Origin of the sequence: Sulfitobacter dubius (assembly GCF_027214245.1) — a bacterium.
GTDB classification, from domain to species: domain Bacteria; phylum Pseudomonadota; class Alphaproteobacteria; order Rhodobacterales; family Rhodobacteraceae; genus Sulfitobacter; species Sulfitobacter dubius_A.
In genome coordinates, this window is sequence record NZ_JAPWHM010000004.1 from 1 (window position 1) to 12,669 (window position 12,669).

Sequence of the window (12,669 nt, forward strand, 5' to 3'; positions counted from 1 at the left end):
CGCGCCGAGCCCTGCCTGGTGCTCCTTCAGGATGCCAATAATCTGTTCTTCGCTGAAACGGCTTCTCTTCATCTTTTGTCTCCTCAATTGGAGAACAGGCTAACCTCAAATCGAGGACATTTCAGGGGAGCAGGTCATTAGCCACAATCCGTATTGTTGTTTGTTTCCAATGGGCCATTTGATGGCTAACCGGAGCCTAAGTAACTGTTATATATCGTGTCCTAGTTCTGCCGGGCCTACCATTCCGCCCCCGCTTTTCGCCCAAACCTCAGCGTTTGGCGCTGACATGCCAGTTCACCTGCATCTGAACGACCGTCTCGCCCGCCTCATTCTGGATGTCGACCGCCACGTCAAAGGCGACTTTTCCGTCCTCTTGCAGCGCGGTCAGCAATTCGGCACCGGGGCGCGAGGTTTCGGCGTGGGCGGTCAGCGTGCCTTCGGCGATCTTTTTGAATGTGATCTGCCCCATGGCCGCGACGGGGCGCATGTCCATAATCACCGGCGCAATCGCCCCTGCCATGGCAGCACCCGAGGCCGCCTCGCCCAAGGTGAACATCGCGCCTGCGTGCTGGGTGCCGATGTGGTTAGAGGTCTCATGTCGCTGCACCAGCTCAGCGCTGGCAGTACCGTCACCGATCTTGAGCAGTTTCACTCCGACATGGGCGGCAAAAGGCACGGCGGTGTCGAGATGGGCTTTGATCATGTCGTAGGGGGTCATGGCTGCGCTCCGTTCTAAGGTCGGCTCACTGTGGCAAAGCCGCGCGCGCGGCACAATCCTGCCGCGGGGTCACCGCGCGATGACAATATCTGCACGCAGCCCGCCGAGCCGCGCCGATTCTCCAAGCCGCAGCACCCCGCCATGGGCGCGCGCAATGTCTGAGGCGATGGCAAGGCCCAGCCCAACGCCGCCGCCCTTGTCTTGATTGCGCGCAGGGTCGAGCCGCGAGAAAGGCCGTGTCGCCTCGTCGCGCCGCTCTTCCGGGATGCCGGGGCCGTCGTCTTCGACCCGGATACGCAGGGTGCGGTCGCTCAGCATGACCGAGACTTCGGCCTGCGAGCCATAGCGCACGGCGTTGGAGATCAGGTTATCCACCGCCCGGCGCATTGCCACCTTGCGCAGTTTTACCATGCCCTCGCCCGTGCCTTCGGGCGGTAGAAGCGTGACTTGACGCCCCCCGCGCTCGGCATCTTCGACGATTGCGCGTACAAATCCATGCGGCTCCACCTTCTCCGGCTCGCCCTCGGCGGCACCCTTGGCGAAGTTTAGAAACTCATCCAGCATCCGCTGCATATCATCCACATCGGCCAGCAGCGGGGCCGCATCCTCTTCGTCGATCATCGACAGGCCAAGGCGCATCCGGGTCAGCGGGGTGCGCAGGTCGTGGCTGACCCCCGAGAGCATCAGCGTGCGCTGTTCGATCTGCCGTTCGATCCGTGCACGCATGTCGACAAAGGCGTTGCCCGCCGCGCGCACTTCGACAGCGCCAGTAGGGGTATAGGGCTCATGCCGGCCCCGGCCAAAGGCTTCGGCTGCACGGGCCAGGCGTTTGATGGGGCGCAATTGATTGCGCAGGTAGATCGACGCAATAACACTCAAAAGCACGCCGAAAAACACCGTGTAAACGAAAAGCTGGTGCGGGTTCGAGGCCGAGATCCGCCGCCGTTCAAACTGGATGCGCAGCGGGCCATGCACGCTATCGACGTAGAGCACGACAAAATCATCATCGCTGAGGTCAAATGCCTTGATCCCCTCCATGCGGCTTCTCATCCGTGGGATGAGCACCCGGCCCGAATAGTCATACCACAGCATGCTGTCTTCATCCGGCAGCGGAGGATTGGCGCGGGTCACCACGAAATCAAGCGGCCCCGCCCGCGCCTCTACCGCCATGGGCACCGATTGGGCATCGGGTGCCGTGCCGACCGCCAGCATGACCAGTTCCAACTCGCGCAGGACCGTGTCGGTCATCTGACCGGTGACGCCTTCGAAATGTCGCTGGGCAAAGATCACCACAACGACCAACTGCAAAAACACCACCGGTAACAGCAGGATCAACGCGGCGCGTCCGTAGATGCCGCGTGGCACATATCGTTTGAGCCAGGCAAAATTCATGGCTAGACCTTAGCCAGCCCCCTGCCCCAGCGAAAGGTGAAACCATGCTGCCGCCCGACAACTTCGACCCCGAGATTTGCCTTGCCGAAACCTTGGAGCCCGGGCTGCGCCGTATCGTGGCGCCCAACCCCTCGCCAATGACCTATCGCGGCACCAATACCTATCTTCTGGGCAAGACCGATGTGGCAGTGATCGACCCCGGCCCCGACAGCCCCGCGCATCTTAAAGCGATCCTCGCCGCGATAGAGCCGGGGCAGCGCATCAGCCATATCATCGTGACCCATACGCATCTCGATCATTCCCCCCTCGCCCGTCCTTTGGCCGCGCGGACCGGGGCCGAGGTCTGGGCTTTTGGCGACGCTACGGCGGGCCGTTCGGCGGTGATGCAGGGGCTGGCCGAGGCGGGGCTGATGGGCGGCGGTGAAGGTGTGGATCACGGGTTTCGCCCAGATCATACCTTGGCCGACAGCGATGTGCTGGAGGGGGACGGCTGGGTGCTGGAGGTGCTGCACACGCCGGGTCATATCGGCAATCACCTCTGCCTCGCATGGGGGCATGCCTGTCTCACAGCGGATCACGTCATGGGCTGGGCCACCTCTCTGGTCTCTCCACCCGATGGGGATTTGACCGACTTCATGGCCTCTTGCGAAAAGCTGGGCGCGCGGAATTGGCGGGTGTTCTACCCCGGCCACGGCGCGCCGGTCCTTGACCCCAATGCGCGGCTTGACTGGTTGGTGGCGCACCGCCGCACGCGGGAGGCTTCGATCCTTAAGGCGCTGAGTGCCGGGCCCGCCACGGCTGAAGACCTCGCCCGCGCCATCTATACCGAGACCCCCGCCGCGCTATTAGGGGCTGCCACGCGAAACGTGCTGGCGCATTTGGTCGATTTGACAGGGCGCGGCCGCGTTGCCCCGCAGGGTGTCTTGCAGGCAGAGGCGCATTTCGCCCTCAGCTTATAGGGAAAAACCGTGGATTCCGTCGCAAAATCGCAACAAATGCCTCAATCTGGGCGCAATTCGGCCCATTTATGGACCTGAACCGCGCTCAAGCTGGTTGCTAGGGTGAAAGACATCAAACCCCAGCGAGCAGCAAAGGAGCTACCCGATGGCCCGACTTGACAGAACGCCGCAACCGCAAAAACCCAAGCCTGAGCAGACGCCCAAGGGCACTTCGGCCCAGCCACCGCAGCGTCCCACACCATTGATCACCGATTACGCCAGCCTTTGAGCAGGCCCCGCGACGCGCCGGATGGAGCCGGTGCTTTGGGGAACTTTGCAGCCTGACCGCGCGTTTGCAGCCTAGAGCAACACGCAAGGACAGATATGGAACCCCACGCCCCCTCTCACGAAGCCGACCTCGCCCGTCTGCGCCGTCTGGCGGTCAGCATGGACAGCGCTTTTAAATTGCCGATTGTCGGTGTGCGCATGGGATGGGATTCGATTTTGGGTTTCGTGCCCGTGGTGGGCGATACGCTCGCCCTGCTTCCTTCCGCCTATATCCTTAAAGAATCGCACCGGATGGGCGCACCAAAGGGGATGCTGGCAAAGATGTTGGTCAACACCGGGATCGACTACGTTATCGGTTCGGTCCCGCTGGTGGGTGATCTTTTTGACATCGGGTGGAAGTCGAAACTGCGCAACGTCGATCTGCTGGAACGTCATCTGAAAGACCAAGCCGCCAAAGCGCCGCCCACGGGCAACGTCGAAGGGCGCATGTCCTCGCATCACCCCACGCTCAATAACTGATCCCTAAACGCAAAAGGGCCGCCCGAAGGCGACCCTTTCAATCGTTTTCCGAAGAACGGTGGCTTAGCCGACCAGTTCCAGACCGGAGAAGAAGTAGGCGATCTCAACCGCTGCGGTTTCCGGTGCGTCGGAACCGTGAACGGAGTTTTCGCCAACGCTTTCAGCAAATTCTGCGCGGATGGTGCCTTCGGCGGCGTCCGCAGGGTTGGTGGCACCCATGACTTCGCGGTTCTTCGCAATGGCGTTTTCACCTTCGAGAACCTGAGCAACGATCGGCGCGGAGGCCATGAATTCGCAAAGTTCGTCGTAGAAGGGACGCTCAGCGTGCACCTTGTAGAACTCGCCCGCCTGCGCCTTTGTTAGGTGGATGCGCTTTTGTGCGACAACGCGCAGGCCAGCGTCTTCGAATTTCTTGACGATGGCGCCGGTCAGGTTGCGGCGGGTTGCGTCGGGCTTGATGATCGAGAAAGTGCGTTCGAGGGCCATTGGCTGTACTCCATAGCGGGTGTTGATTTGCGCGCTCCCTAGCATGGGGTCTAACACATGAAAAGCCGTGATTGACCTTCGGCCCGGCTTGCTCCAAACGGCGTGCATGTTACGCATTTCAGAAATCAACTACTCCGTCGAAGGCCGCCCTCTGTTTGAGGAGGCCTCTGCCGTGATCCCCGAGGGCCACAAAGTGGGCATCGTCGGGCGCAATGGCGCGGGCAAGACCACGCTGTTCAAGCTCATCCGTGGTGAACTCACGCTGGACGGCGGCGAGTTGTCTTTGCCCTCACGCGCCAAGATCGGCGGCGTGGCGCAGGAAGTGCCCTCATCCGAGACGTCGTTGATCGACACGGTGCTGGAAGCCGATGTCGAACGCGCGCGGTTGATGAAAGAGAGCGAGACCGCCGAGGATCCCTCTCGCATCGCTGACATTCAGACCCGTTTGGCCGATATCGACGCATGGTCCGCCGAAGGGCGCGCGGCGTCGATCCTCAAGGGTCTTGGCTTTGACGACGAAGAGCAGCAGATGCCCTGCTCTGCCTTTTCCGGCGGTTGGCGGATGCGCGTGGCGCTGGCAGCGGTGCTTTTTGCCCAGCCCGACCTGCTGCTGCTCGACGAGCCGACCAACTACCTCGACCTTGAAGGTGCGCTGTGGCTGGAAAGCTATCTGGCGAAATACCCGCATACGGTGCTGATCATCAGCCACGACCGCGGTCTGTTGAACCGCGCCGTGGGCGGTATCCTGCACCTCGAAGACCGCAAGCTGACGTATTATCAGGGTCCCTATGACCAATTCGCCCGCCAGCGCGCCGAGAAACGCGCGTTGCAGGCGGCGATGGCCAAGAAGCAGCAGGCGCGGCGCGATCATATGCAAAGCTTCGTGGACCGCTTCAAGGCCAAAGCCTCCAAGGCGAAACAGGCGCAATCCCGTCTGAAGATGATCGAGAAGATGGACATGATCACCGCGCCCGAGGATGTGGCGCGCAAGGTCTTCACCTTCCCTGAGCCCGAGGAACTCTCGCCGCCGATCATCAATATTGAGAACGGCTCGGTCGGCTATAGCGACGACAACCCGGTGCTGACGCGGCTGAACCTGCGCATCGACCAAGACGACCGTATCGCGCTCTTGGGCAAGAACGGTCAGGGCAAGTCGACGCTGGCGAAACTCTTGTCGGACCGTCTGCCGCTGATGGCCGGGCGGCAGGTAAACTCCTCTAAACTACGGGTGGGCTTCTTTGCCCAGCACCAAGTGGATGAGTTGATCGTCGAAGAGACGCCGCTGCAACATATGATCGCCGCCCGCCCCGGTGTGATGCAATCGAAATTGCGCGCGCAACTGGCGGGCTTTGGCCTTGGCCCCGAACAGGCCGAAACCGAGGTAGGCCGCCTGTCAGGCGGCCAAAAGGCGCGGCTTTCGCTGCTGTTGGCCACGCTGCACGCCCCGCATCTGCTGATCCTCGATGAGCCGACCAACCACCTCGACATCGAAAGCCGCGAGGCGCTGGTTGAGGCGCTGACGCGCTACTCGGGCGCGGTGATCCTTGTCAGCCACGACATGCACCTATTGTCGCTGGTGGCCGACCGGCTTTGGCTTGTGTCGAACGGCACGGTCAAACCCTATGAGGAAGACCTCGAAGCCTATCGCAAGATGCTGCTGACACCCGAAAAGCCCGTCAGCAAGAAGCCGTCGAAACAACTCAAAGAAGCCCCCAAAGTCAAACGCGCCAGCCGCGATGAGGTGCTGGCCCTGCGCAGCGAGGTCCGCAAGGCCGAAACACGCATGGAAAAAATCAATGAGATGCGCGACAAGCTAGCCAAGAAACTGGCCGATCCGGCGCTCTACGAAGATGCCAAGACCGGCGAGCTTGAGGTCTGGAACAAGAAATACGCTGAAGTGATGGAAGCGCTGGAGCGTGCGGAGAGCCTCTGGGTCGGCGCGCAAGAAAAGCTGGAGAAAGCCACAGCCTGACCCCGCATGGCCCAATTTATCACATCGCGGGGGTCGCCTAAGGGGCGGCCCTCGTGCATTCTGGCAAGAAGCCCCGCGCCAAGGAAGACCTATGACCCTCGACACCGCCTATATGATCACCGCTCTCGTTACGATGTTCGTGGTGATCGACCCCATCGCCATCGCGCCGGTCTTCCTTGCCTTGACCCGTGGGATGAGCAATGCACAACGCCGCCTGATCGCATGGCGCGCGGTGGGTGTGGCGGGCTTGGTGCTGTTGATTTTTGCCGCCTTTGGCGAGGCGGTGCTGGGCTTTATCGGCATCTCGATGCCCGCCTTCCGTGTGGCGGGCGGCATTCTTTTGTTCATCACCGCGCTCGACATGCTGTTCGACCGCCGCACCAAACGCCGCGAAGACCGCGCGGATGAGGATGACCACGACGATCCGTCGGTTTTCCCTATGGCCATTCCGCTGATCGCTGGCCCCGGCTCCATCGCCTCGGTGATCCTGCTGACGGGTGAAAAACCGGGCGGCGAAGGGCTGCTGACCATCATCGTGATCACCGCGCTGACGCTGGTGGTCATGGCGTTGACGATGCAGGTCAGCGGCGCGTTGGAGCGGGCGATGGGTAAGACCGGCATCAATATCATCACCCGTCTGCTGGGCATGTTGCTGGCGGCCCTCTCGGTTCAATTCGTGCTCGACGGGCTGGCGGCCTTTGGCTTTGGCCCCGGCCCGATGCCCGGCTGACATTTGCCCGCTCGCTTCCTATATGAGGTGTAAGGGGGCGCATTCATGGCCGAAATCGATACCGCACATCTGATCTACCTCATCGTTCTGCTGGCGATGCTGGCGATGCTGGCGGGCTGGTTCTTTTTGCAAAGCCGGCCCAATATGAACAAGACGCTGCAACAGGCGGCGGTCTGGGGGCTGATCTTTACCGGCGCGGCGGCGGGCGTTGGCCTGTGGCAAGACATCACCCGCGACACCGCCCGCCAACAACTCTCCGTCAACCAACAGGGTGAGATCGTCCTGCCGCGCGGGCGCGATGGGCATTACTACCTGACGGCCGAGATCAACGGCGCGGCGGTGCGCTTTGTCGTCGACACGGGCGCGTCGGACATTGTGCTGACCAAAGCGGATGCTGCGCGGATTGGCATTGCCCCCGAAGGGCTCGACTACCTCGGCCGCGCGGGCACCGCCAATGGCGAGACGCGCACCGCTTTCGTGCGGCTGGATGAGGTCGTGGTGGGCGATGCGGTTGACCGCAATGTCCCCGCGGTGGTGAATGACGGGATCATGTCGCAATCTTTGCTCGGCATGGGCTACCTGCAACGCTGGGGCCGGATCGAGATCAGCGGCGGCGAGCTGCGCCTGAGCCGCTGATCGAATAGGGCGAGACCTTGCCCGAATTGCGCTACAAAAGATCAAATTCGCCGCAAAATCACGCCGCATTCGCCGTGAATTGAACAGGTTTCCGCCCTTTTGCCCAGATACTTGCAAAGCACAACTGTACCCAATTCTGGAGAAAGTGCTGCTATGCTGACAAATATCATCGGTGGGTCATCCTCCTACCAACAAAGCAATAAACCCGCCAAGGCGGAGAAGGCTGAAAAGCCAGAGAAGGCCGAGAAGACCAACAACAACTCCCCACAGGCGCAAACGAAACCCGCCAGTGAGGGGCAGACCACGCAAAATAGCACGGCGGCACAGGAGGCTTCCAAACCCCAAGCCGTGGGAGCGCCTGCCAAGACCGAAACGGTGCAAGCCGTGACCCAGGCAAAGCCGGTTGAGACATCGCAAAAGCCGACGGGTGCGGATGACGCAGCCTTTGCCCGCGCCGCAGCACAGCGCAGCGTCGACAGCCAGCGTACACGCGCCTTGCTGGACACCATCGCGCCGGTGAACAACAGCGCGGTCGAAGCGGCCAAATCCTATGTGAGCAAGGTCGAACCCGCAGCGCCGGAGGCCGAAGCGAGCAAATCCGCCGCTGCCTCGAAACCCGCGCTCGACAAAGCGGCCTGATCCGTGTTCAGGGGCGGCGGGCTTTCGGCCCCTGCCCCTGCACTGCCGTCTTTTAAGTCTCGGCCTTCTTTTCCCAGCGACCACTTTCCTCAGACCAATATTGCGCCGACGCGCCTTCGGATTTCAGGCGCTTCCACAGGCCGCGTGCTTGATCCAGTGCCACGGGATCATGCCCGTCAAACAGCACGCAGACCCGTTGCAGCGACGCGATCTCTTCGGCGGTGACATCGGCACCATGCACCGCCATCAAACAATCCGCGCGATTGGGCGTGCCATCCTCCAAGGTCAACAGCACCGGTTGATCCGCGTCCCGCGGTCCGCCCGCCATGCCATGGGGCAGAAAACTGTCGTCCGAATAGGTCCAAAGCGCCCGGTCGAGCGCTTGCAGCCCCGCATGATCGGTTCCGCGCAGCGCCACGCGCCACCCGTTGGCGAGCGACTTTTCCAGCAGCATCGTCAGCGTCTCGACCAGAGGTCGCTGGGTCAGGTGGTAGAAGTAAGCCGCCCCCATATCCGGCTCAGCCCTTCTCGAAACGGTCGGCGACCAGACGGTTCAGTGCCGCCACGCCCCAGCCCGTCGCGCCCGCGGGTGCCAGCGTGCTCTCGGACTTCAACGAGGCGACCCCGGCGATGTCGAGGTGAATCCAAGGTGTCTCATCCTTGACGAAGCGCTTGAGGAATTGCGCCGCCGTGATCGATCCCGCCGGACGCCCGCCGATGTTTTTCATATCGGCGATCCGGCTTTTCAACTGATCGTCATAGCCTTGCCCCAGCGGCAGTCGCCATGCGCCCTCGCCTTCACTCTCTGCGGCCTTCAGGAAATCGTTGCACAGCCCGTCGTCGTTCGAGAAGACGCCAGCGTTTTCATGACCCAGCCCGATAATGACCGCACCCGTCAGCGTCGCCAGGTCAATCATCGCGGCAGGTTTGAAGCGGTCCTGCGCGTACCACATCACATCGCAAAGCACCAAACGCCCCTCGGCGTCGGTGTTGATGACCTCCACCGTGTCGCCTTTCATGGTTGTGATCACATCGCCCGGACGGGTCGCATTGCCCGAAGGCATATTCTCGACAATGCCCACCAGTCCGACAACATTCGCCTTGGCCTTGCGCAGCGCCAGCGTGCGCATCACGCCCGACACAACGCCCGCGCCGCCCATGTCCATCGTCATGTCTTCCATGCCAGCGCCGGGTTTAAGGCTGATGCCGCCTGTGTCAAAGACGACACCCTTGCCGACCAGCGCCAGCGGGGCCATATCATCTGCGCCGCCATCCCACCGCATCACGACGACTTTGGAAGGGCTGTCAGACCCCTGACCCACAGACAAAAGCGTGCGCATACCGAGGCTTGCAAGCTCTTCCTCATCCAGTACTTCAACTTTCAGGCCCAAGCTCTCCATCTCGGCCAGACGTTCTGCAAAGTTGGTCGTCGTCAGAATGTTGGCAGGCGCGTTGGTCAGATCGCGCGTCATAAAAGCGCCCTCGGCCACCGCCATCAACGGCGCTGCGGCCTCGCGGGCCTCCTCGGGTTTGGAGCACATCACCTCAACACTGCCTTTACGCGGCTTGGGGGCGGATTTGTGATCTTCAAACCCATAGTCTCGCATCGCCAGTCCAAAGGCCACATCCGCCACCCGGCGGGTCGCGGCAGCGAGCATCAGCATATCACTGTCGCCCCGGCGCTTGGCCAGCGCGGCACCGGCTTTGCGGGCGGTCATCACATCGGCCCGGCGCGGCATGTGGATTACGTCGACGGCCTCTGCCGCCATGCCAGCCGGATAGCCCATGCTGAGCATGTCACCGGACTTCAGCGCCGCAAAACGCTCACTCTCCACCAGCCGCTGCAAAGCGCCTTTGGTCAGCCGATTGACCCGCCGCGCCCCGGCATCCAAACGGCCCTCAGGCTCTAGGAACACCGCGATCCGCCCGGAATGCCCCGCGATACTGTCGATGTCGGTCTCGGCGAAGGTGATGGGGGTCAGATCGGTCATGGCATGCCTCATGGTTGATTTTGCCCCAGACCTATCGCGGCGCGCCGCGCATGGCCAGATAGCAGTTTTCCCGCCCCGCGAATTGCTTTAGGATCTGCGCAAAGGCCGTCAGAGCATCTCGGGGGATCAGAGTGGCAAGAATTGACCGCTACATGCTGTCGCAACTTCTGGTTATGTTCGGCTTTTTCGCTCTGGTGCTGGTGGCGCTGTTCTGGATCAACCGCGCGGTGGTCCTATTCGACCGTTTGATCGGCGATGGCCAATCTGCACTGGTGTTTTTGGAGTTCACGGCCCTTGGCCTGCCCAAGCTCATCGTCACCGTCCTGCCCATCGCGACCTTTGCCGCTTCGGTCTATGTGACCAACCGCATGTCGGGCGAATCTGAGTTGACCGTGCTGCAGGCCGCAGGCTCCGGCCCATGGCGGCTGGCTTGGCCTGTCTTTGTCTTTGGGCTGTGTGTGGCGGTGATGATGACGGTGCTCAGCCATTTTCTGGTGCCTATGGCGCAGGGTCAGTTAAAACAGCGCGAGGCCGAGATCTCGCGCAACCTTACCGCGCGGCTGCTGACAGAAGGGACTTTTCTACACCCTTCCGACGATGTGACCTTCTACACCCGGGCCATCGACAACGACGGTGTGCTGCGTGATGTTTTTCTGTCGGATCGGCGCAAGGCCAATGAGGGGGTGATCTATACCGCCGCCGAAGCCTATCTGGCGCGCAATGGCGACAGCACGACGCTGATCATGCTCAGCGGTATGGCGCAGCGGCTGGACACCGAGCGCAATCGCTTGGCCACGGCCAAATTCCGCGACTTTTCCTTTGATATCTCTCCGTTGGTGAGCAGTGGCGATGCGATCGACCCGTCTGTCAGCGCCATGGTGACGCCCGATCTGCTTTGGAATTGGGGCGAGGTTGCGGCGCAAACTGACACCACAGCGGGCGTCGTTGCCGAAGAACTGCATGGCCGTTTTGCGCAACCGCTGTTTTGCCTCGTCGCAGCGATGATCGGTTTTGCCACTTTGATCCTTGGCGGCTTTTCCCGTTTTGGCGTCTGGCGCGAGGCGGTGATCGCCTTTGGCCTGCTCATCGCTATTGACGGGCTGCGGGGCACGATGGTGGTGCAAATCCGTGAGACTGCGGCCCTCTGGCCGCTGGCCTACCTGCCCTCGCTTATCGGGGCCGTGCTGACGTTGGCAATGCTTTGGCAGGCGGCACATCCGCGCTGGATAAGGCGGCGGCTACGTGGCAAAGGGGCGGCCGCATGATCCTTCATCTCTACTTCGCCCGCCGCTTTTTCATGAGCTTTCTCGTCATCACCGGGGTGCTGGCCGCCTTGGTGATGCTGGTTGATGGTGTGGATCAGGCCCGGCGCTTTGCCGATGATGATGTGGGCTGGGATCAGGTCTTGGGGATGACGCTGCTGCATATGCCGCAGACCATCAATATGATCCTGCCGCTGATCATGATCCTTGCCACGGTGGCGCTTTTCATCGGTCTTGCGCGGTCCTCGGAGTTGGTGGTGACCCGCGCTGCGGGTCGCTCTGCCCTGCGCGCGCTGGTGGCACCGGTGGTGGTGGCGCTGATCATCGGCACGTTGGCGGTGGCCTTTCTCAACCCCATCGTCGCCGCGACCAGTGAACGGGCCGAGCAATTGACCCAGAAATACCGTTCCAACGGTCGCTCGGCCCTGTCTGTGAGCGACGAGGGGCTTTGGCTGCGTCAGGGCACGGAGGAAGGCCAATCGGTCATTCGCGCGTGGCGCACCAACAGCGATGCCTCCGTTCTCTATAATGTGACGATCATCAGCTATGACGCCGAGAAAGGTCCGATCCGCCGGATCGAAGCCGAAAGCGCGCAGTTGAGCGGTGGCGACTGGGAATTGACCGGCGCCAAGATTTGGCCGCTGGAGGCCGGGGTGAACGCCGAAGGCGCCTCTGAGGAGCATGAGACCCTGACCATCCCCTCATCCCTGACCGTAGAGCGCATCCGCGAGAGCATTGGCCGGGTCGCTGCCGTTTCCATCTATGAGTTGCCCGAGTTCATTCGCCAATTGGAACAGGCAGGGTTCAGCACGCGCCAGCATGAGGTCTGGTTGCAAGCAGAACTGGCGCGACCCTTCTTTCTGGTCGCCATGGTTCTGGTTGCGAGCGCATTCACCATGCGCCATACCCGCTTTGGGGGGACCGGTGTTGCTGTGCTGGCCTCGATTTTGCTGGGGTTCGGTTTGTATTTCATTCGCAGTTTCGCACAAATCCTTGGCGAAAACGGCCAAATCCCCGTAACCCTCGCCGCTTGGGCACCGCCCGTGGCCGCGATTTTTCTGGCGTTAGGCCTGCTTTTGCACGCGGAGGATGGCTGAC

14 protein-coding genes are annotated in these 12,669 nt (G+C 61.7%); 9 read left to right on the forward strand and 5 right to left on the reverse strand.

Annotated elements, in window-relative coordinates; translation table 11 throughout:
• Positions 1-268: 268 nt before the first annotated feature.
• Entirely contained in the window at positions 269-718 is a 450-nt protein-coding gene (locus O4H31_RS10090; RefSeq protein WP_269345370.1) for a DUF4442 domain-containing protein, read from the reverse strand.
• 69 nt (positions 719-787) lie between these two features.
• Entirely contained in the window at positions 788-2,110 is a 1,323-nt protein-coding gene (locus O4H31_RS10095; protein WP_269345372.1) for an ATP-binding protein, read from the reverse strand.
• Positions 2,111-2,154: 44 nt separating this feature from the next.
• Between O4H31_RS10095 and O4H31_RS10100 the strand changes: the two genes are divergently transcribed.
• From O4H31_RS10100 to O4H31_RS10110, 3 genes are all read left to right on the forward strand, one after another.
• Complete coding sequence (locus tag O4H31_RS10100) at positions 2,155-3,069, forward strand: MBL fold metallo-hydrolase (RefSeq protein WP_269345374.1); 915 nt, start codon at positions 2,155-2,157, stop codon at positions 3,067-3,069.
• Between the two features lie 145 nt (positions 3,070-3,214).
• Positions 3,215-3,337, forward strand: coding sequence for a hypothetical protein (locus O4H31_RS10105; RefSeq protein WP_259980958.1), 123 nt, complete (start codon positions 3,215-3,217; stop codon positions 3,335-3,337).
• Positions 3,338-3,432: 95 nt separating this feature from the next.
• Positions 3,433-3,855: a DUF4112 domain-containing protein gene (locus tag O4H31_RS10110; RefSeq protein WP_269345378.1), complete on the forward strand. Its 423-nt coding sequence runs from the start codon at positions 3,433-3,435 to the stop codon at positions 3,853-3,855.
• A 63-nt stretch (positions 3,856-3,918) separates the two neighbouring features.
• Here the strand turns inward: O4H31_RS10110 and ndk are convergent, their stop codons facing one another.
• Positions 3,919-4,341 (reverse strand): nucleoside-diphosphate kinase, encoded by a 423-nt coding sequence (gene ndk / locus O4H31_RS10115; RefSeq protein ID WP_067266630.1) that lies wholly within the window; start codon positions 4,339-4,341, stop codon positions 3,919-3,921.
• A gap of 106 nt (positions 4,342-4,447) precedes the next feature.
• On the opposite strand from ndk, the gene abc-f reads away from it, so the two are divergent.
• The 4 genes from abc-f to O4H31_RS10135 all read left to right on the forward strand — a co-directional run bounded on the left by abc-f (position 4,448) and on the right by O4H31_RS10135 (position 8,318).
• On the forward strand, positions 4,448-6,313 hold the full coding sequence (gene abc-f / locus O4H31_RS10120) for a ribosomal protection-like ABC-F family protein (protein ID WP_269345386.1): 1,866 nt from the start codon (positions 4,448-4,450) through the stop codon (positions 6,311-6,313).
• Between the two features lie 91 nt (positions 6,314-6,404).
• Positions 6,405-7,043 carry a MarC family protein gene (locus tag O4H31_RS10125; protein WP_269345388.1) on the forward strand — a complete coding sequence of 213 codons (639 nt, stop codon included), beginning with the start codon at positions 6,405-6,407 and terminating at the stop codon, positions 7,041-7,043.
• A gap of 45 nt (positions 7,044-7,088) precedes the next feature.
• Complete coding sequence (locus O4H31_RS10130; protein WP_269345390.1) at positions 7,089-7,679, forward strand: retropepsin-like aspartic protease family protein; 591 nt, start codon at positions 7,089-7,091, stop codon at positions 7,677-7,679.
• Positions 7,680-7,832: 153 nt separating this feature from the next.
• Positions 7,833-8,318, forward strand: a complete 486-nt coding sequence (locus tag O4H31_RS10135) for a hypothetical protein (RefSeq protein WP_269345392.1) — start codon at positions 7,833-7,835, stop codon at positions 8,316-8,318.
• A 52-nt stretch (positions 8,319-8,370) separates the two neighbouring features.
• On the opposite strand, the gene O4H31_RS10140 is transcribed toward O4H31_RS10135, so the two are convergent.
• Both O4H31_RS10140 and O4H31_RS10145 read right to left on the reverse strand, forming a co-directional pair.
• Entirely contained in the window at positions 8,371-8,829 is a 459-nt protein-coding gene (locus O4H31_RS10140) for a DNA polymerase III subunit chi (RefSeq protein ID WP_269345394.1), read from the reverse strand.
• Between the two features lie 7 nt (positions 8,830-8,836).
• Entirely contained in the window at positions 8,837-10,309 is a 1,473-nt protein-coding gene (locus tag O4H31_RS10145; RefSeq protein WP_269345396.1) for a leucyl aminopeptidase, read from the reverse strand.
• 131 nt (positions 10,310-10,440) lie between these two features.
• On the opposite strand from O4H31_RS10145, the gene lptF reads away from it, so the two are divergent.
• Both lptF and lptG read left to right on the forward strand, forming a co-directional pair.
• Positions 10,441-11,574: an LPS export ABC transporter permease LptF gene (gene lptF / locus O4H31_RS10150; protein ID WP_120351027.1), complete on the forward strand. Its 1,134-nt coding sequence runs from the start codon at positions 10,441-10,443 to the stop codon at positions 11,572-11,574.
• On the forward strand, positions 11,571-12,668 hold the full coding sequence (lptG, locus tag O4H31_RS10155) for an LPS export ABC transporter permease LptG (RefSeq protein ID WP_067629041.1): 1,098 nt from the start codon (positions 11,571-11,573) through the stop codon (positions 12,666-12,668). The genes lptF and lptG overlap by 4 nt, the downstream gene beginning before the upstream one ends.
• Position 12,669: the final 1 nt, after the last annotated feature.

Excerpts from the sequence above, each read along its gene's own strand:
- O4H31_RS10090 (WP_269345370.1), bottom strand. The coding sequence starts at position 718 with ATGACCCCCTACGACATGATCAAAGCCCATCTCGACACCGCCGTGCCT.
- O4H31_RS10095 (WP_269345372.1), bottom strand. The coding sequence starts at position 2,110 with ATGAATTTTGCCTGGCTCAAACGATATGTGCCACGCGGCATCTACGGA.
- O4H31_RS10100 (WP_269345374.1), top strand. The coding sequence starts at position 2,155 with ATGCTGCCGCCCGACAACTTCGACCCCGAGATTTGCCTTGCCGAAACC.
- O4H31_RS10105 (WP_259980958.1), top strand. The coding sequence starts at position 3,215 with ATGGCCCGACTTGACAGAACGCCGCAACCGCAAAAACCCAAGCCTGAG.
- O4H31_RS10110 (WP_269345378.1), top strand. The coding sequence starts at position 3,433 with ATGGAACCCCACGCCCCCTCTCACGAAGCCGACCTCGCCCGTCTGCGC.
- ndk (WP_067266630.1), bottom strand. The coding sequence starts at position 4,341 with ATGGCCCTCGAACGCACTTTCTCGATCATCAAGCCCGACGCAACCCGC.
- abc-f (WP_269345386.1), top strand. The coding sequence starts at position 4,448 with ATGTTACGCATTTCAGAAATCAACTACTCCGTCGAAGGCCGCCCTCTG.
- O4H31_RS10125 (WP_269345388.1), top strand. The coding sequence starts at position 6,405 with ATGACCCTCGACACCGCCTATATGATCACCGCTCTCGTTACGATGTTC.
- O4H31_RS10130 (WP_269345390.1), top strand. The coding sequence starts at position 7,089 with ATGGCCGAAATCGATACCGCACATCTGATCTACCTCATCGTTCTGCTG.
- O4H31_RS10135 (WP_269345392.1), top strand. The coding sequence starts at position 7,833 with ATGCTGACAAATATCATCGGTGGGTCATCCTCCTACCAACAAAGCAAT.
- O4H31_RS10140 (WP_269345394.1), bottom strand. The coding sequence starts at position 8,829 with ATGGGGGCGGCTTACTTCTACCACCTGACCCAGCGACCTCTGGTCGAG.
- O4H31_RS10145 (WP_269345396.1), bottom strand. The coding sequence starts at position 10,309 with ATGACCGATCTGACCCCCATCACCTTCGCCGAGACCGACATCGACAGT.
- lptG (WP_067629041.1), top strand. The coding sequence starts at position 11,571 with ATGATCCTTCATCTCTACTTCGCCCGCCGCTTTTTCATGAGCTTTCTC.